Here is a 19,100-nt window from a genome sequence, read left to right as displayed (position 1 = left end):
TTAGTTTTTTACGGGCATCCTGGCATGTACCAAGTCCAATTTATCGAATAGCAGTTTTTTCATCGTCGACGCCTGTGCTGGCTCCGCCCTTGAAATATCATGCTGTTCGGCACTATCCGTATCGAGATCATACAATTCGATCCGGTCTTCCTCATAGAAATAGATGGCCTTATATTTCCCCATCCTTATTGCAGACTGCGGTTTCGAATTAACAACCGGTGGGTGATAAAACGGAAAATGCCAATAGAGTATTCGATTTTTATCGGTTGTTGACTGTCCCTTGCCAAGCAAAACCGGAACGATACTCTGGCCATCGATGGTACACTTGGGTAGGTTGGGAACGCCAGTCAGCTCGGCAATCGTTGGATACCAGTCGTAACCATTGATGGGTATACGGCTGATCGCCCCGGCTTTAATCACGTTTTTCCAGCATACAATGGTAGGAATCCGGATACCCGCTTCATAGAGCGTCCACTTTCCTCCCCTCAACGATTCACTTTTGGAAAAGCGCGGGTCGCCACCGTTATCCGAAGTAAAGACGATGAGTGTATTCTCACCCAACTTTAATTGTTCAACCGCCTGAAGTAACTGGCCGATGTAATGATCCATCGTCTCGATAAATGCGGCGTAATGGATCAATTCCTCACTGGCAGCGGACCCTAATTTCTCGCGATACTTATCGTATAGCCATTTGCTCCGCGTTTTTACGGGTGCATGGACATAGTACATGGAATAATAAAGCATAAAGGGCGCATCGCGATGCTGCTCCAGAAAACGGATGGACAATTCCGTCACCGAGTCTACCGGAAACGTTCCGCTGGCGAGGTTGCTGAATGTCCCTTTCTCGGCGGGAGAATAACCGTATGAGTGGCTTCCCCTGTGCTCAGCCCCCACACGGAATCCCTGTTGAAAGGGCCCGAACATATTTCCCCACCCCAGGTAACGGTCGTTTTCCTGGGTCAAGTGCCATTTGCCGAAATAACCACAGACGTAAGTCGGACTGATCTGCTCAGCAATCGTCTTTTCACTCAGCGGTAAATCCCTTGGATACCTCGGTTGCCGAAGTAACGTACCTTCCGGCACATCACTGTCGTCTGGTTTGGTTACAAACTCAAAGCCAAGCCGGGCGGGCGACTTACCGGTGAGAAGTGATGCACGCGAGGCCGAACAAATAGGGGCTGATGCATACGCATCGGTAAAAGTCATTCCACTTGCCGCCAGTCGATCAATATTTGGCGTCTCGTGAATCGAATTACCATAAGTTGCAAGATCGGCCCAACCCAGGTCATCCACTAAGATAAATATAATATTCGGTCGGTTCGGATTTTTGCCGCCAGCCATCACGCCTTGAAAACAAAGCAGCAAAGAGACCAATCCTATAAGGCACTTGTGCATAATCGATTAGTGTTTTTTGGATGAGGCTGATTTTCCAGCGTTTCCTGGACGTGCCTTCTTCCACCCATCGTGTAACAGCCGCCTCAATACCGCTTGCTTTTTACTATATGTGGCTTGATCGACGAGGTTCGCTGTTTCGATACCTTCGTTATAATGATATAGCTCAGCCGCTTTCACCGACTTATCGTTGGTCGATATCCATTCCGTATACCGATAATCCGCAGTTCTCACCGAGTAACCCATTACCTCTGGTTCGCCCTGATACATCCAGGGGCGTGGAAACTGACTGAATACAGCTTTCTTCCAGGTGCGATTGGGGTTTGCAATCAATGGTGCCATGCTGGTTCCTTCCAATCCGTCGGTAATGGGCAGTCCCGCGAGGTCTGCTAAGGTGGGATAGAGATCGACCAGTTCGACCAACGCATCCGTATGAACATGCTGGTGATGGAATAACGGCGAAGCGATAATCAAGGGCACGCGTGTATCAAGCTCAAAGTTGGTGGTTTTCGACCAAAGGTCGAGTTCACCCAAATGATACCCATGATCACTCCATAGAACGATTATGGTATTTGCTAACAGGTTTTGCCGTTCCAGTTCATCCAGTAGTCGGCCGATCTGGTGGTCAATATAGCTGACGCTGGCGTAATACCCATGACGCAATTCACGGATTTTCCCTGAAGACATCGGCCCGACATCCGGGATATCGGTATATCCGCGCAATTCCACGCTATTATGCAGGGCGATTTCCGGTGTGTTCTCCGGTGCACGATCGTGAGCAGGCAACGGGATTTCATCCACGTCGTATAGATCCCAATAGCGTTTGGGTGCCGTAAAAGGGAGGTGTGGCCTACGGAATCCCACGGCGAGAAAAAAAGTGGTGTCTTTTAGTTCTTCGATGAGCTCCACGGCAGCGTTTCCCACTTTTCCGTCCACATACGCACTATCTGGCACATCCACACATTCAGTTGCCGCCGCTTTCCATGACCCTGCGGTCGGTAAGTTTTCGGTCAACACGTATTTTGGTCCAGCCTCATCCGTGACGGCCATGATTTCCGGCGCCGACCAAGAAATCGGGTCCTGCGCATTTTTCGGATCGTGGTAGATCTTACCGACATTCCGGGTATCATATCCCTGTTGTTTGAAATGCTGGGGTAAGGTAACGACATGAGGCAAAGCCGTTCTGAAATGCGTTTTCAAATCCCATACCTTCGTCGCATCCGGCCGCCGGCCTGTCAATACCGAAGCCCGGGAAGGCGCACAAACGGCTTGTTGGCAATAAGCCCGATTGAACACGATTCCTATCTTCGCCAGCCGATCGATATTAGGCGTATGGGCTACCGTATCACCGTAACATCCCAATTGCGGACGTAGATCGTCCACCGCAATGAATAGCACATTGGGTCTCGAGGAATCCTTGCTCCGGGCTTTTTCGTTCACTTGGGCAACTGAAATTCCTGTCGTTGGCAATGCCAATACGATTAACAATACGAACCTATTTAATGGAAAACCTACACGCATATTTGAAAACCTCACTATCTTTCCTGTCCTCGAAGCTGCTGTATATCAAACCGTACAAGATGGATAGACAAACCTTTCTGCGAGCCAGTCTGTTTGGTTTCATATAAGCAATATCCCGTGCCATCGGCATCAACCGCTAAGTCGGAATATCCAGCTATACCTTGCTCCAATACCTGAGCTGCGGGCCAGGTTTTGCCGCCATCGACACTCCACTTCACCGTTAGGTTCGCACGTGGATGTCTGGGAATCGATTCGCTATCGGGGTTGACAAACAATAGCCCTGGATCGCCTCCTGGACTATCCACACGCAGGATGCTCCCCATGCAGATTGGTTCAAACAGCGCATCCACGTAGGTAGGGGCCGTCCACCCTGAAATGCCGTCATCGCTATAGCTTACCCCTCTTCTGCGGCGTTCAGACTCGTTACGTATGTTTAACATCACGCGCCCATCCGCCAATTCCACTGCCATCGTCTCACTTGGATTTTTGAACCCAGCCACATCAGGAACCAAAGCACCCCGCTTCCAGGTCGTCCCGCCGTCATCACTGTAGATGGTAGCGATGCGCGAAGGCCGGTGGCTCCTGTGCGGAGTTACTACGTCCGACGCTGCTAACCAAACAGGCACGACTAAGCGACCACTCCGAAGTTGAATGCTATGGCCCGGCCCGGGTGCCAACACTTTCCAGGGATACTCATCCAGAAAAGCATCGAACGCGTACGTAATGTCGGTTGGATCACTCCACGTCTTTCCATCGTCTACCGAACGAATGTGATAGGCCCGTGCATAATCCCGTTGATAAACCAAGTGAATCGTTCCATCCGCTCCAACAATAGGGGTTGGATTATCCGTAGGTGCATGCCCCTCACGTCGGGCTACGACCTGTAAGGGTCCCCAGGTACGGCCACCATCTTCACTCCTACGCATCACAAGGTCCATATCTGCCCAATCGCTCCCACTGTCTATCCTGCCTGCAGCAAACGCAAGGAGTGTTCCCCGCTTGGAAACTACCAGCGCAGGAATCCGAAGTGAAGAGTAGGGATGAATAGCCGGATCAAACACAACAATAGAAGTGCTATCTGAATAAACCGGTGCGGACTGCCGGGCATAGGATGCACCACCAATTAGAAGCGTCACAAAAACCCATAACGCTAATAAAGTCCCACTCCTTGGAGTCCCAAACCCCATACCTGCAAATTGTCTGTTTAATACCTTCATCAATAGCTAATATCGTCTTTTTTCCTACGAATCAATAACCAGGTGTCTGAATGATATTTGGATTCGTATTGATCGACGAGTTGTGCACCGGCCAGAGAAGAACGTTCTGCTCGTTTTCACGACCAACCAAGGTGGGCACTTCGTCAAATACCACACCGAACCGGATGAGATCCCACCAAATTTTACCCTCAGCTACGAATTCCTTTTTCCGTTCGGTCAAAATGGCGTCGTCTATTTGTTGCGGTGATAACGTGTTTGCATAAAAATCAGCTACGCCATAAGCCCGCGCTGCCACCTTGTTTAATTGTTCAACAGCCAATGGCGAGTTGCCCAATGCATTTTCGATTTCTGCACTCATCAATAAGGCGTCAGCGTACCGATATACAACGATATCCGAATCGAAAACGCGTGTTTGATTTTCCCAACTGCCTGAAAATTTATTAACCCATTGAAACATGGTATTTTTCGGGGCATCGAAAAACGTTTCGAAACTGACATTTGTCCGCTGATCATCGGCATTTTCCGACAGGAAGTTTTTGAAATCATCGGTTAAGAATATCCACTGCTGATGAGTTCCGACCTTGATTGGGTTCTCCACATACTGAGCAGATATATACTGCAACGGTACGAGCAGATCTGCCGGGTACCCACCCGTATGCTCGTCCTGAACAAAGCTCCAGGCAAAAACGATCTCCTGATTGAGTTCCGATTCAAATACACTACTGAAATCCGACATCAGCGCATAGTTGGAATTGCCCAATACCTGATCTACTGCTTGTTTGGCTGCATTCAGTGCCGTTTCGCCACCGCCCCTTACTTTGGACATCCATAGGTAATAATCGGCCTGCAGGAGATGAATAGCGGCCTTGGAAGCCAAGTTACGATCGACTACGTTTTCAGGCATCAGCGAACCGGCTTCCGCCAAATCGATACCTACTTGCTCGAAAACCCGATCGGCAGACTCACGCGAAGGGTACAGGTCTTCTTGTTGCCCCGATTCAAACCCGTTCAACAATATCGGTGCATCGCCCCAAACGCGCGCTATCCAATAGTAACAAAATGCACGGACAAATAACGCATTGGCAAGCACTTTATTTTTGTCCGCTTCATTGATAAAGGAAATGTTCGGGGTGTACTTCAAGATCAGGTTACAATCATTGATGGTCGTGTACAAGTTCTGCCAATTTGCATGGGTATGCGTCGCATTCAACTGGTTGGTAAATGGATCGCTATATGTTGCATTAGTTGCTATTCCCGGCCCCCAAAGACCCGAACGGTATTCTCCCCAGAATACGTAGGCGGCAGAGAACGATGAGCGCATTTTATTAAAGGTCCCATAGACAGCAGCAAGTGCGTCACCTTCACTCTCCCACATCGACGTAGCGGTGATTGCACTCTTTTGACTGATGTCGAGTTTATCATGGCATGCCTGCATGCTGAGCAAACCGGCCATTATGTAAGTAAGGTAATATCGTCTGATTTTCATAACGCTGTACTATTTACAAAGTGATTTTAGCTCCTACCGAGAATCTACGGATCGGCGGATAATTGTAATACCTGGTTGCTGCACTGTTGCTGTATGTGGTGGAAGCGCCCACCTCGGGGGAAATACCCGTACCTTGTACGGCAGAGAAATAATGCAAATTATTTCCGGACAGGGTCAACGTCAAGCCATTGATTCCCAATCTACCGAATAAATGTTCCGGCATGCGATATTGGAGTGTCACCTCCCGGATACATAGGTAATCTCCCTTGTAGTTGAAAACATTGGAAGTCCGGGAGAAGTTGGAATTTCCGGCATCGGGATCATTTGCCGTAAACCGGGCATACTTCGTATCGTCGCCTTCCTGCTTCCAGGTTTCTTTTACCGCATTAACGATGGTATAATTGTTAGCAAACGTATTCATGAAGTACCGCATATAGGCATTGTGATTAATGGAATGCCCCAAAGCCCAATCGACAAACACATTCAGGCTGAAATTCTTATAGGAAAACGAGTTATTCAATCCGCCTGTTGTATGCGGTACCGTTACGCCCAAATCGAATTGGTCCTTATCCGTAATCCGTCCATCCCCGTCGCGATCCATCCATTCATAGTCGCCCGAAAGCTTACGCCCCCGGATATTCTGCCCGTCTGCAGGATCCCAACCCCTTGCTCGTTCATCGTATCTTGCATTTGCCGCCTGCTCTGCATTTTGCAGAATGTGGTCCACCATGAATCCATAATACCGGTACAAGGGTTCGCCTTCGGCGGTTCCTCCGAATGCGGTGCCATCATCCAGCGTAATACCACCAATCCGATTCCGGTCCCGACCGTTATCGGGCAATTCCAACACCTCGTTTTTAACGAAGCTCCAGGTAAGCTTGGAATCCCAGGAAAACGCATCCGTTTGTATGTTCCGTGAGGAAAGCTCCAAGTCATATCCGTGGAACCGTACCTTACCCACGTTCGTCTGAACATTATTGAAACCGGAGGTATTGGGAAGTTCCATACTGAACAGCAGATCTTCGGTAATCTTGTTGAAATAATCCGCACTGATCGAAATCCGGTTGTTGATAATATTCAAATCAAAACCTACGTCAAGCTGCGTGGAAGTTTCCCACGTAAGGTCGCGGTTTGGCATGGTAGCCGGAACAATCCCTGCATTTCCGTTGTACCGTGCATCCGTAGCATACCGCCCCAACGCGTCGTAAAGCCCGATCGAATTGTTCCCCGTCTGGCCGAAGCTCGCACGCAATTTCAGATAATCGACCACACGGCTGTCCCGAAGGAAATTTTCATCGGAAATTATCCAGCCACCAGATATACCGGGGAAAAAGCCCCACTGGTTGCCTTCGGCAAAAAACGACGAACCATCGTAGCGAAAAGTAGCCATCAAGAGGTATTTTTTCTGGTAATCGTAAGAAAGGCGGCCGAAATAACCGATAAGCACTTCTTTCTCAAAGTTGCTTTCCGCGCCGGTCTTATTCGGACCCGCAGTCAACGTGGGAACTTTGTCCGAACTCGCTCCCGTTGCACTGGCCGAGAGGGCCTTCCGATCCGTCACCTGATAGGAATATCCTGCCATGGCCGACAAGCTGTGATGGTTGCCAACGGTTTCATCAAAGGAAAGGTATGCATCCAATTTCGTTCTTCCCAACTCATTGAAGCTCGACTCAGTCGTGCGTAAGCCACTGAATTGATGGGCTTTCTCAAAATAATCGTATTGCGATACGTGGTTATAGTTCGAAAGCTGTACATTGGCTTTCAACTGATCTAAAATGCGGTAATTTAACCCACCGATCAACGAAAGCCGCTGATCTTTGTTTCCGACATCCCGCGTATAATCCCACCACACCGGATTAGGGGACGTGGCGTTAAAACCAGGTGTCGGGGTGCCGTCAGCAAAGTAAACCTTCTGCGTCGGTGGAGCTGCAAGCCCGCGGGCAATGATATTCATCTGATTCTCAAATTCACTCGAGCGCGTACGGGAAAAGTCAAAAGCCGTATTCAAAGTCAACCGATCGGAAATTTTGACATCCGCTTTTGCGCGGCCGCTATACCTTGAATAGCCGGTACCCAATGCTACACCGCCGTCATCGGTGAATCCGCCGCTGGCAGCATACCGGATAAATTCATTTCCGCCATCTATACCCAGGTAGTAGTTCTGCCAAAGCACCTCCCGGTACATCAATGATTGAAAATCGTTGTCCTGGTAAATAATGGTTTTCGATGGATCCAGTGGGTCGGGCATCGAAGCATATCCTGTAGGAATTGATTCGCCGTCCATCAGGTAGCGGGTCGAATAAATGGAACTTTCGTTGTTCCCCGTACTTGCTGAAAAGCCTGAAGTACTGTTATATTGAGGTGTGGGACTCAGGGCAACAGCCGGCCTCACTGTATTGATATAATCCCGCGCATTCATGAAATCAATCAAGGTTTCCGCTTCCTGATGGGCAAGGTTTACATCAAATGTAATTCGCGGGGCTTGTGCCGCAGACCCCTGTTTCGTCGTAATCAGTACCACACCGTTGGAAGCCCGCGAACCGTATATGGCCGTGGATGCAGCATCTTTAAGCACCTCAATGGACTCCACGTCATTGGGATTGATTCCCGAAAAAGCTCGCTCCACTCCATCTACCAACACCAATGGATCATTGGATTTGTTGATGGACGAGCCGCCACGTATCCGGAAAACGGCATCAGCACCCGGCGTATTATTAGACGAATAGACCCGTGCGCCGGCCACCTTGCCTTTCAAACCTTCGCCTACCGTGCTGATCGGAATATCCTGCAGCACCTCGCCGCCCACTTTCGTGATAGCCGAAGTGACGGTACGGCGCGATTGCGTACCGTATCCTACGACGACAACCTCATCCAGGTTGGTTTGTGCCTCAGCCAGTACCACATCCAGAACGTTTGAAGCCGGAATGGCTAATTCCTGTGTCTCAAAACCAACCGCCGAAAAAGTGAGTGATTGTCCCGCAGTAGGCACATCGATCCGATAGGCACCTACATCGTCGGTAGTGGCTTTGGCCGTTGAGCCGCTGGGAGAAACCGTAACTCCCTGCACCGGTTCCCCAGCTGATGTCCTGACCGTCCCAGAAACCGACCTGCCTTGTGCATTAGCCTCTTGACTTGGACAGAATATCCAACAAGAGAAAATAAGAATAAATAAAGCTAACCTCATAATTCAGTACAAATTTAATATTTGGTATTCTCGTTCTTATGTAGAACATATCAACAAAATAAGAGTATTAAATTCACACTTCCAAATATTTTTCATGATTTCCCTTGTTTAGATCGATTTGTTACAATTCCTATTTTCGCACACGCTCAAAATGCGGGCTCAGGTGTTCCTTCATTCCTTTCCTGAAATCTTCTGGATCACCTTTTTTCAGCAACTCCAGCAAATCCCGGTGGGTTACCTTGCCGACTTTCGCCTCGCCATTGATCTTTGCCTCTTCACTTACTACGTATTCAAATACGGGCAGTAACATATTCTGAAACCGCCGGAATGTATCGTTGCCTGTCATTTGATAAAGTTTGCCATGAAACGCGATTTCATGCTTGACTTTAAACGGCTTTTGCACTTTATTCACCTCTTTGTTAACAATCTGCTCCAGGTCGATCAAGTCCTTCTCGGTCAATCGCGTAAACAGGATATCGGCAAGTCCCATTTCGAGCACAAGGCGTAACTCAAACAAATCCTGGAGCGTCTTCACATCGAGTATCAACGGATCCATCACCCGCTCGAATCCACCCAGGATATCGGGTTCTGCCAATACCATACCCCGCTTTTTCCTCGATTCGATCATACCCAACATACGTAAGCGGCTTAACGCTTCGCGCACAACATTTCGACTCACATCCAGCGCCTCAGCCAATTCCAGTTCTTTAGGCAATGCATCCCCCGGCTTGAACGCCTTCTTCTTTAAATATTCCCGCAACCGAGTTTCCACCACGTCGGCCATGGTCGACGGGGCAATTCGCTCAATATCTCTGCTTAAGTTCTTATTTGCCATTTAGTATGTATGTGTAGAGCCAGCAAAAATGCATTATTTTTTTGTGATTATGTAGGACAAATGAAATTCATCGCTGGGCACGATAGATTGCAAAACTCAATCAATCTCTTTTTTAATTTTTTAATTACTATTTTTATTAGTAAATTTACATCGGCCAATTAATTTGCGTCCATCCGAAATACACGTATGAAACAATCCGGAACAGCTACCCTACCCCTTCACTACGGCCATGTACCCACTTGGCTCGCCAATCGAATGGCAAGCCTGGGTTTGGCAATTACGGAATGTATACTCCAAGACTTTGGTAAACAGGAATACCTGAAAAGGCTGGCTGATCCCTTTTGGTTTCAAAGCTTGGGTTGTGTGTTGGGAATGGACTGGCATTCCTCCGGCATCACCACGTCCGTACTGGGAGCATTGAAAAAGTCCATCAATCCCTTATCCCGAGAATTGGGCATCTATATTTGTGGCGGTAAGGGTAAACATTCCAAAAATACACCACACGAATTATTTCAATACAGCGATCGGAACGGCTTAGATAGCGGGCAACTGGTACGGGCTTCTAAATTGGTTGCCAAGGTTGATAATACGGCTATCCAAGATGGCTATCAATTGTATCTCCACACCTTTATTGTGAGCGACAACGGCGACTGGACCGTGGTTCAACAGGGAATGAAAGATGCCGACGCTTCCGCCCGGAGGTACCATTGGCACTCCCCTGCATTTACATCGTTTACCGAAAAACCGCACGCAGGAATCTGTGGCATCCACCAAGGAAAAATCATTGACATGACCGCCGCCGATGCGAAACCGGCAAAAGATGCCATCATCGGTTTATGCAGGGAAAAACCCATACATATTTTAGCAGAGGCATCCAAATTGGTGATGCCAAATCGCCATCACGTGACATCCAAGGATATTGACCTCAAACGATTGGGCGCCATGCTATGGCTTACGCACGAAAAAAGTCCAGCCGATTTTGAAGAACTCCTATTGCTGCGGGGCATGGGCACGCGTACGCTGCAGTCGCTTGCCTTAGTGAGTGAGGTCATCTACGGCACACCTTCCAGATTCGAAGATCCGGCAAGGTTCTCTTTTGCGCACGGTGGCAAAGACGGACATCCTTTCCCGGTGCTCACCAAGGTATACGATGATACCATTGATGTGCTCAGTCACGCTGTCCAACGATCCAAACTCGGTATGGACGACAAAAAACAAGCCATCAAGGCGCTGAGCAAGTTGGCCTATCGCGCCGAACACGATTTTGCAGCCAAAGACAACTTGAATGAACTCTTAAAAATTGAACGGGACAATGCTTGGAAATACGGCGGAAAAACAGTATTTGGTGATGCAAAACCCCCAAAAAGCGGACAGCTGAGTCTATTCGATTGAATATCTCGATAATTTCCTTACTTTCGCTTTTGCTGGATGACCAAGAAACCATGAAACTACTGCGGACAGAAATCACGCCGTTCATCAATGAATCCCTGTATATCGACAAGCGGGAACAACCCTTTCTTTGGTCTCCTTTTCATTCCCGGCCTTCTTTCCATGCGCATCCCGAGATGGAGCTGGTGTTTGTCGAACAAGGATTTGGAAAACGGATTATCGGAAACCGGGTAGAACCATTCGAAGCTGGCGACATGGTTTTTATCGGTTCCAATGTACCTCACGTCTGGTTGAGTGACCCGGCATTCTACGAAGAAGGATCAACGCTTAGATCCAAAGTGATCATCACCTACTTCAATTCCAAAATTTTCAACCAGCTGTTAGGTTCCCTAAAAGAATTTGACCAAATCAGGCGAATGGTACAGCAGGCCACCAAAGGTATTCGCATATATGGTCGAACGCGCAACGTTATCGCAGAGCAACTTAAGTCGCTCTCCGCAACATCGGGATTTGAAAAGGTGAACGGGATGTTGCAGATTATGCACCTCATTTCCACTTCACACGATAAACGTTATATTCTATCCCATGCACCGGTCCAGGCAAACGCCGACGATACAGATAAGTTGGTAATTGCCATCAATTTTGTAAAAAACAACGTAGACAAGCCAATCTACCTGCAGCAGGTAGCGGCGTTGGCTTGCATGACGGAATCCAGCTTCAGCAGGTACTTTAAACAGCGGATGAAGAAGAACTTCTCGACGTTCTTAACAGAACTCCGCATCGAAAACGCAAAAGAACTGCTCCTGCAAGGTGACCTTTCCGTCAAGGAAGTAGTCTACCGTTGTGGCTACGATTCGTTGGCGCATTTTTACAAATTATTCAAAAATCAAACCGGGCTGAGTCCTACCCAATACAAAGCTAACTGCCGCCAGACACCCATTCACCGTCTATAACCCATTAGTGCGAATCGCGGGACACTTCACTTCCCGATGTTCCCTTCAGAAAATCGAAATCCGCGCCAAGATGAGCTTGCTCTACGTGATCGACATATAACTTCGCATACCCTCGTGTAAAACGGTTTGAGGCATCCGCCCTATTATTCTGTCGTCGCGCCAATTCATCTTCGTCCACCAGCAGATCAAGGCGGCGGCCCAGTACATCCAGCCGGATCATGTCTCCATCTTCCACCAGTGCCAAGGTCCCTCCTTCTGCCGCCTCGGGCGATACATGCAATACCACCGTACCAAATCCAGTTCCACTCATACGGCCGTCGGATATGCGCACCATATCGGTGATGCCCTTTTCCAGCAGTTTTGCCGGAAGCCCCATGTTGCCGACCTCCGGCATTCCGGGGTATCCTTTAGGCCCTACGTTTTTCAGTACAAGCACACACGTCTCGTCGACATCCAGATCGGGGTCGTCAATTTTATGCTTATAATCTTCGATATCTTCAAACACGACCGCGCGGCCTGTATGCTGCATCAATGCCGGACTCGCAGCGGATGGCTTAAGCACGGCACCCGCCTCGCAAAGATTACCTTTTAGTACCACCACACCGGCGATTTCGTTGAAAGGTTGTTCCACATCGGCAATTACCGTGGTATTCAGGCTTCGTCTTTCGGCGATATTTTCCCCTACCGTACGCCCATTCACCGTCAGGCAATCCACGTGGAGGTGCTCCCGGATCGCATACATCACCGAAGGTAACCCTCCGGCATAGTACATATCTTCCATAAAATACTTGCCCGAAGGCTGGATATTGGCAACCAACGGGATGTCTCTCGAATACCGATCGAAATCATCGATCGAAAGGGGTACACCAATCCGCCCGGCAATAGCCAGCAGGTGAATGACAAAATTTGTCGACCCGCTGATCGCAGCATTTACCCGGATGGCATTTTCAAATGCCGACCGGGTAAGTATGTCAGATGGTTTAACATCGTCATGCACCATATCTACAATGCGCCTTCCCGACAGTTGGGCAAGCACTTTCCGGTTGGCATCGGCCGCCGGTATCGCGGCATTACCCGGCAATGACAGTCCCAACGATTCCACCATACACGCCATGGACGACGCCGTACCCATCACAGCACAATGCCCGCGGCTCCGGCACATACCTGCTTCGGCAAGGTTCAATTCCTCCTCGGTCATGATACCGCGACGCGCGTCTTCGGAAAACCGCCATAAGTCGCTCGTACCGATGTCCCGTCCATTATACTTTCCGGTCAGCATCGCCCCTCCTGACACCACTAAGGTCGGAAGATTCACACTGCATGCCCCCATCACCAACGAAGGAGTCGTTTTATCACAGCCGCACAACAGTACCACTCCATCTACGGGATTTGCACGGATGGATTCTTCGACATCCATGCTGGCCAGATTCCGAAAAAGCATGGCCGTGGGCTTCATTAACGTCTCTCCCAACGACATAGCCGGAAATTCAACCGGAAAACCTCCGGCTTCCAGCACCCCCCGCTTTACGGATTCGGCCAACTCCCTGAAATGCGCATTGCAGGGTGTAAGCTCCGACCACGTATTGCAGATACCGATCACCGGTTTACCCCTGAATTCATCATCCGGGATCCCTTGGTTCTTCATCCATGCCCGATAGATGAAGCCATCCTTTCCTTTTCGGCCAAACCAGCCCTGGCTTCTTAACATAATTGATCGTCTAGTCAGTAAATAAAGTCTTTACGTTACGCAAATTTCGAAAAAAAAATCACCGTGGTTATTACGATAATTTGTGCAAAAAATCTGTTTTTTTACCACCAAAAGTTTGTAACAAAAAGGAGCTAATAAAATTTTAGATTTCGAAGCTCAAAAATTCGGTAATCGGATTTTTTATAGTAGGTTTGCACACTTTTAGCAGTTGCATGTTTACACCGGAAGCGCTTAAGGAGGAACTGACCAAACCGAAGCACATTGTTGTCACCACCCACCATAAACCCGATGGGGATGCATTGGGGTCTTCGCTGGCAATATACCATTGGTTGAAAGCCAAAAATCACCTAGTACATATTGTGGTGCCTTCTGATTTCCCGACGTTTCTGGATTGGATGCCCGGAAGAGCCGATATACGGATATATACCGAAGACAAAGCCGCCAACGATGCACTGATTGACCAAGCGAACCTTATTTTTTGCTTGGATTTCAATGGACTGCCGAGGATACACGCCATGGAGGATGCCGTGAGAAACGCTAGCGGTATAAAGATCATGATCGACCATCATTTGGAACCTGAAGGCTTCGATGATTACCGACATTGGGACAGTCATGCGGCCGCGTCCGCGCAGTTGGTTTATGACTTTATCGCTAACGTCATGGACGACCACCGGTCTGTTACGCCCGAAATCGCTACCTGCCTCTATACGGGGATTATGACTGACACAGGTTCTTTCCGCTTTCAGACCACCACTCCCCTGGTACATGAAATTGCCGCCGACCTCATTACACTTGGAGCTAAAAACTGGGAAATTCACGAACATGTATACAACAGCTACACCGAAAACCGACTTAAGTTCTTGGGATTCTGTTTATTAAATAGACTCGAAGTAATTCCCGAATACCATACCGCGCTCTTTAGCATCTCTCGTCAGGACCTTCACCGCTTTCACATCACCACAGGCGATACCGAAGGTTTGGTCAATTACGCATTAGCAATCAGTGGGATGAAGCTTGCTGCACTGATCATAGACCGCACCGAACAGGTGAAGCTTTCGCTACGTTCCATCGGTGATTTTCCCTGTAACGAAATCTGCAAACGCTATTTCAATGGCGGTGGCCATCGCAATGCCGCCGGAGGAAATTCAAACGAACCGCTATTGGACGTAGTGAAAAAATTCAAATCCATTTTACCGGAATATAAAACACAATTAACACATAATTAATCACATAGAAAAATGAAGAAATCAGTTTTTAGTTTAGGACTTGCAACCCTTGTGCTTGCCGGTGCCTGCCAGCAATTCAAAACAGGCGAAGGAGGCTTACAATACAAAATTATAAAGGATGGCGGTCAACCCAAAGCGCAAACAGGCGATCTGCTTTCCGTCAATATGACCGTGACCACGGATCGGGACTCGCTCCTTTCCAGCACGTACAAAATCGGCCTTCCCCAAATCATAAACATCGCCGCGGATTCCCTCCCTGGTTTATATCCCGGCGATTACAACTCCATGTTTAAAATGTTGGGAGAAGGTGACAGTGCCGTATTTAAGCTAAACCTGGATACAATGGCTGCAAAAACCATGCAGCCCAAACCGGATTTTGCCGATCATTACGTGACGTTCAATGTGAAAGTAAACAAGCACTTCAAAAAGGGTGAACTGACTGACAGCGCACTGTATGCCGAAGTAAACACGTATTTCGACGGGGAAATCCAAAAGTTGAAAGCCTCCGAGGAAGGCAAAATCAACGACTATATCAAAAAGAATAATCTTGAACCCCTGAAAACCGCTTCCGGATTGCAATACATCATCACCGAAGAAGGCACAGGTGAAAAACCGGTAGCCGGCGACACCGTTAAAGTAAACTATACCGGTGCCCTGGTAGCTACCGGCGATGTATTTGACACCTCCATTAAGGAGGTAGCTGAAAAGAATAATACATACAATCCGATGCGCCCGTATGAGCCTGCCAAGTTTGCCATTGGCGTGCGGCAGGTAATACCCGGTTGGGACGAAGGTTTGCTGTTATTGCCCAAAGGTAGCAAGGCAAAACTCATCATCCCCTCCGAACTCGGATACGGCGAGCGCGGTGATGGTCGCGGGGTAATCCCACCCTTTGCTCCCTTGGTATTTGACATCGAACTCATTGATGTCCTCAAACCGGCAGCAAACGATGCAGCCGCTCAGGACAGCACAGCGCAGTAATCGTAATCGGACGCCTTCCCCAACGGAAGGCGTTCTTGTTTTAGTTGGATTTCAAACACGAGTTCCCTAAGTTTGCACACGGCCCACGAAACGATGATGACATTAACCGATACGCATACACACCTGTACTATTTGTTTGGTACACCGGAATTGGATCTCCAAATGCAACGTTGTTTTACCAATGGCGTACAGCAGTTGCTTCTTCCAAATGTCGATAGGGAATCTATTCCCAAAGTACTCGGCACAGTCGCCTCCTTTCCCGGTCACTGCTATGCCATGATGGGGTTACATCCCTGTGAAGTAAAAGCCAATTATAAGGACGAGTTAGCGGTGATAGAAAAAACAATCGCTGAGAATAAGGTGTATGGCATCGGTGAAATCGGCATTGATCTCTATTGGGACAAAACGACGCTGCCCCTTCAACAAGAGGCGTTCCGCATACAGACTATGTGGGCCAAAGTATTGGACCTACCCGTGTCCATCCATTGCCGGAATGCATTCGACGAACTTTTTGAACTGCTCGACGAAGTGCAGGACGGTCGCCTTAGAGGCGTTTTACATTGTTTTACCGGCAACAGCCAACAGGCTAAACGCACAATTGACCTGGGGCTGAACCTGGGAATCGGCGGAGTGGTTACTTATAAAAATGCCGGACTTGATGCGGTGGTTGCCGCACTTGATCTCCGACATGTCGTGTTGGAAACTGATGCACCCTATCTGGCACCGATGCCCTACCGCGGCAAAAAGAACGAAAGCAGTTACCTACTGCATATCGCACAAAAAATCGCAGATTTACACGGGATTTCCCTGGAAACCGTCGCTGCAGCCACGACAGAAAACGCCCGGCAGATATTTCGAATTAAATGAATAACGTCTTCGTAATTTACACAGGGGGAACCATTGGCATGGTCAAAGACGAACACAACGGCACGTTCGTACCCTTTGATTTTGACCTCATCGCGAAAAATATTCCCGAACTGGCACGGCTGAATTATAACCTCAGTGTACATTCATTCACACCGATCATCGACTCGTCCAATATGCAGCCTGCCATATGGGTCGAAATGGCCAACATCATCAAAGAAAACTACGATGCATACGATGGCTTTGTCATTCTCCATGGATCCGATACCATGGCATTCTCTGCCTCGGCATTGAGTTTTATGCTCGAAGGACTGCAAAAGCCGGTGATCCTCTCCGGTTCGCAGCTTCCCATCGGCGAAATTCGTACCGATGCTAGGGAAAACCTGATTACGGCGCTCGAGCTTGCCTCGGCGAAGAAAAAAGGAAAGTCCCTACTTCATGAAGTATGCATCTTTTTCGATAATAAACTGTTCCGTGGAAACCGGTCATTTAAATACAATTCCGCGAAGTTTGAAGCCTTTCGATCGCCCAACTACCCCGTGCTGGTCGAAGCCGGCGTATACCTCAAATACAACAAGGATGCGCTGCTCGATAACAGCGACAAAGCGTTCATCTTACATACGAAACTAGACAATTCCGTTTCCGTACTCAAACTATACCCCGGCATCAGCCCACAGGTTGTCCGGGCGGTGCTGGAGTCCGAGGCGCGCTCGGTTATCATGGAAACCTTCGGCTCGGGCAATACCACCACAGCCCCTTGGTTCCTGGGCCTGATACAGGAAGCCATCCGCAACGGAAAAAACATCCTTGACATCTCCCAATGTAAGGTAGGGAGCGTTGAACTGGGGCGGTATGAAACCAGTAGATACCTCAAAGAAATGGGTGTGCTCAGCGGGTACGACATGACGTTTGAGGCTGCCGTCACGAAACTCATGTATTTACAGGGAGAATTTTCGCAACAAGATGAAGTCGCCTATTGGGCGGAACAGAATATCCGCGGAGAACTGACTCGCTGAGCGGAGCCTATCACGATTTAAAGCCCAGCGCCAATAAGGCATCAGCCACGATAAAGGTGCTCCCGCCTATAAAAATGAGGTCATCCTCGGCCGCATGTTGTTGTGCAGCTTGCAGGGCGTCCGCTACGCTACTCCGCGCCTCCCCATCCAGGCCATGCATCGCCGCAGCAGCAAGCAGCTCCGCAGCAGGCAGTGCCCGGGGCATCGCCACTTCACAAAAATAATAGCGGGCATCTTCAGGTAGCAATGGTAACATCTTATCCAAATCTTTATCCCGCATTACTCCTAATACCATGTGAAGCCTGCTGTGAGGAGTTACAGCGATATTCGCCAATACTTCATGCCATCCATCCACATTATGTCCCGTATCACAGATAATCAACGGAGCACTGGCTAGTGTCTGCCACCTTCCCATCAAACCGGTAACCCGCTGTACCTGCTTCAGCGCCTGTTTGACTTGCACCTCTTCGATGGAAAAGCCCTTTGATCGTAATATCTCCACCGCCATCAGTACGGCTGGTAGGTTTTTCGCTTGATATCTTCCCTTCAGGTCCAGCGCATAGCAGCTCCCATTGGGTTCACCTCGATGAATTGCTTCCAGGTATTGATAGGCTTGGCCATTTTGCGTAGGCCTTACCCTCCATTCCAACGAAGCGTAAACCAGAGGACTCTTCTTCTCACTCGCTATCCGCTCAAAAGTGCCTGAAACTTCCGGCTGCCATTCACCCACCACGACAGGAACCCCAGACTTGATGATACCTGCTTTTTCACCCGCAATCTCCTGTAGCGTATTGCCCAGCATATTGGTATGATCATACCCAATATTGGTAATGATAGATAGCAGCGGATTGATGACATTGGTTGAATCGAGCCTGCCGCCCAATCCGGTTTCTATAACGGCTATATCTACCTTCTCGCGGGCAAAATAATCAAATGCCATTGCCACGGTTACCTCGAAAAAAGACGGTTGAATCGACTCGATCAATGGACGGTGCTGATTGATAAAATCGGTTACGGATTGCTTGGAAACCAAGGCCCCGTCGATACGGATCCGCTCCCGGAAATCCAGCAGATGGGGCGAAGTGTACAATCCGGTCCGGTATCCCGCAGCCTGTAGGATAGCCGCTAGCATGTGAGACGTCGAACCTTTACCATTTGTACCCGCAATGTGTAGGGAACGGAACCGCTCCTGGGGGTTGTTAAGTGCTTCGCACAGTTGCCATGTGTTGGTCAGGTCCTTCTTAAACGCAGATACTCCATCGCGCGTGAACATGGGCAACCGCGCATAGAGGTAATCGACAGCTTCCTCGTAGTTCATGGTCGACTAA

Annotated in this window: 14 protein-coding genes; 6 read left to right on the top strand and 8 right to left on the bottom strand. The window is 48.8% G+C overall.

Annotated elements, in window-relative coordinates:
* The 6 genes from BMZ56_RS01810 to BMZ56_RS01785 all read right to left on the bottom strand — a co-directional run bounded on the left by BMZ56_RS01810 (position 1) and on the right by BMZ56_RS01785 (position 9,635).
* Positions 1 to 1,395, bottom strand: a complete 1,395-nt coding sequence (locus BMZ56_RS01810; protein WP_090623349.1) for a sulfatase — start codon at positions 1,393 to 1,395, stop codon at positions 1 to 3.
* 6 nt (positions 1,396 to 1,401) lie between these two features.
* Positions 1,402 to 2,880, bottom strand: coding sequence for a sulfatase (locus tag BMZ56_RS01805; protein WP_245893038.1), 1,479 nt, complete (start codon positions 2,878 to 2,880; stop codon positions 1,402 to 1,404).
* A gap of 47 nt (positions 2,881 to 2,927) precedes the next feature.
* Entirely contained in the window at positions 2,928 to 4,130 is a 1,203-nt protein-coding gene (locus tag BMZ56_RS01800) for a sialidase family protein (RefSeq protein ID WP_245893037.1), read from the bottom strand.
* A 31-nt stretch (positions 4,131 to 4,161) separates the two neighbouring features.
* Positions 4,162 to 5,616, bottom strand: a complete 1,455-nt coding sequence (locus BMZ56_RS01795; protein WP_090623338.1) for a RagB/SusD family nutrient uptake outer membrane protein — start codon at positions 5,614 to 5,616, stop codon at positions 4,162 to 4,164.
* A gap of 13 nt (positions 5,617 to 5,629) precedes the next feature.
* A complete protein-coding gene (locus BMZ56_RS01790) occupies positions 5,630 to 8,800 on the bottom strand; it encodes a SusC/RagA family TonB-linked outer membrane protein (RefSeq protein WP_090623335.1) in 3,171 nt (1,056 codons plus the stop codon).
* Positions 8,801 to 8,930: 130 nt separating this feature from the next.
* Positions 8,931 to 9,635: a FadR/GntR family transcriptional regulator gene (locus BMZ56_RS01785; RefSeq protein WP_090623332.1), complete on the bottom strand. Its 705-nt coding sequence runs from the start codon at positions 9,633 to 9,635 to the stop codon at positions 8,931 to 8,933.
* A gap of 186 nt (positions 9,636 to 9,821) precedes the next feature.
* Between BMZ56_RS01785 and BMZ56_RS01780 the strand changes: the two genes are divergently transcribed.
* Both BMZ56_RS01780 and BMZ56_RS01775 read left to right on the top strand, forming a co-directional pair.
* The gene (locus BMZ56_RS01780; RefSeq protein ID WP_090623329.1) at positions 9,822 to 11,027 is read left to right on the top strand and encodes a DUF763 domain-containing protein; all 1,206 of its coding nucleotides are present in this window, start codon (positions 9,822 to 9,824) and stop codon (positions 11,025 to 11,027) included.
* 50 nt (positions 11,028 to 11,077) lie between these two features.
* A complete protein-coding gene (locus BMZ56_RS01775) occupies positions 11,078 to 11,977 on the top strand; it encodes an AraC family transcriptional regulator (RefSeq protein WP_090623325.1) in 900 nt (299 codons plus the stop codon).
* A 4-nt stretch (positions 11,978 to 11,981) separates the two neighbouring features.
* Here BMZ56_RS01775 and BMZ56_RS01770 read toward each other — a convergent pair whose 3' ends face one another.
* Entirely contained in the window at positions 11,982 to 13,685 is a 1,704-nt protein-coding gene (locus BMZ56_RS01770; protein WP_218146430.1) for an IlvD/Edd family dehydratase, read from the bottom strand.
* Positions 13,686 to 13,897: 212 nt separating this feature from the next.
* On the opposite strand from BMZ56_RS01770, the gene BMZ56_RS01765 reads away from it, so the two are divergent.
* The 4 genes from BMZ56_RS01765 to BMZ56_RS01750 all read left to right on the top strand — a co-directional run bounded on the left by BMZ56_RS01765 (position 13,898) and on the right by BMZ56_RS01750 (position 17,772).
* Positions 13,898 to 14,911 carry a DHH family phosphoesterase gene (locus BMZ56_RS01765; RefSeq protein ID WP_090623318.1) on the top strand — a complete coding sequence of 338 codons (1,014 nt, stop codon included), beginning with the start codon at positions 13,898 to 13,900 and terminating at the stop codon, positions 14,909 to 14,911.
* Between the two features lie 12 nt (positions 14,912 to 14,923).
* Positions 14,924 to 15,892: an FKBP-type peptidyl-prolyl cis-trans isomerase gene (locus BMZ56_RS01760; protein WP_090623315.1), complete on the top strand. Its 969-nt coding sequence runs from the start codon at positions 14,924 to 14,926 to the stop codon at positions 15,890 to 15,892.
* Positions 15,893 to 15,988: 96 nt separating this feature from the next.
* Positions 15,989 to 16,759: a TatD family hydrolase gene (locus tag BMZ56_RS01755; RefSeq protein WP_090623311.1), complete on the top strand. Its 771-nt coding sequence runs from the start codon at positions 15,989 to 15,991 to the stop codon at positions 16,757 to 16,759.
* Positions 16,756 to 17,772, top strand: coding sequence for an asparaginase (locus BMZ56_RS01750; protein ID WP_090623308.1), 1,017 nt, complete (start codon positions 16,756 to 16,758; stop codon positions 17,770 to 17,772). Before BMZ56_RS01755 ends, BMZ56_RS01750 begins: the two co-directional genes overlap by 4 nt.
* A 10-nt stretch (positions 17,773 to 17,782) precedes the next feature.
* Here BMZ56_RS01750 and BMZ56_RS01745 read toward each other — a convergent pair whose 3' ends face one another.
* Positions 17,783 to 19,090 (bottom strand): bifunctional folylpolyglutamate synthase/dihydrofolate synthase, encoded by a 1,308-nt coding sequence (locus BMZ56_RS01745; protein WP_090623305.1) that lies wholly within the window; start codon positions 19,088 to 19,090, stop codon positions 17,783 to 17,785.
* Positions 19,091 to 19,100 lie beyond the last annotated feature (10 nt).

Origin of the sequence: Parapedobacter indicus (genome assembly GCF_900113765.1) — a bacterium.
Lineage (GTDB): Bacteria > Bacteroidota > Bacteroidia > Sphingobacteriales > Sphingobacteriaceae > Parapedobacter > Parapedobacter indicus.
The sequence above is the reverse complement of the archived record's forward strand: the minus strand, read 5'-3'. Positions and strand labels throughout refer to the sequence as shown.